The sequence below is a fragment of the Lachnoanaerobaculum saburreum DSM 3986 genome, from assembly GCF_000185385.1.
In the GTDB taxonomy this organism is placed as follows: Bacteria; Bacillota; Clostridia; order Lachnospirales; family Lachnospiraceae; genus Lachnoanaerobaculum; species Lachnoanaerobaculum saburreum.
On sequence record NZ_GL622325.1, the window covers coordinates 1 to 657 of the forward strand.

General features: G+C 33.9%; 1 protein-coding gene. It reads left to right on the forward strand.

From position 1 onward, the window contains the following. The coding region (locus HMPREF0381_RS14215; RefSeq protein ID WP_008752706.1) for a transposase at window positions 1-598 on the forward strand (598 nt) is incomplete at its 5' end. Window positions 599-657 lie beyond the last annotated feature (59 nt).

Consider the following 657-nt stretch of genomic DNA (forward strand, 5'->3'; position numbering starts at 1 on the left):
CATAACATTAACAAAGGCTAGAAGGAGAAATTATATTGGCAAAAAAGAAGAAACTATCATGATGAGCAGAGATTCCTTTTCAATGAGATTTGTAAAGGTGTGTTTAGATGATGGAAAGTCAGAAATTTTCGCTACTAATCTTCCACGAGATAAATTTCCAGAGGAATGCTTTGCAGAACTGTATCATATGCGCTGGGGTATAGAGACGGCCTATGAAGTTTTGAAAGACAGATTAAAAATCGAAAATTTCACAGGGATAAAATCAGTGCTTATTGAGCAGGACATTAACAGCACTATTTATGTTAGCAATCTTGCAGAAGATATAATCTGTGATATAGAAGAAAGTAGCCGGGAGCACCTAAAGAATGATTATAAACATACAATGCAGTTAAACCGAAACCTAAGTATCGGACTTCTGAAAAATGACCTAATATACATTCTTATAGAAAAAGATGGAAATAAAAAAGTAGCGCTACTACAGGCATTGTATGATGAAATAAGCAAAAATGTAGTGCCAATAAGGCATGATAGACATTATCACAGAACTAAAGGACAGCTTGCAGCAAATTTCTCGAATACACATAAGCGAAGTTTCTAAACTGAATAAGTATTTCGATTCAAACTGGTGAACTATGCTCTTTTTAAGCTAATAATAGT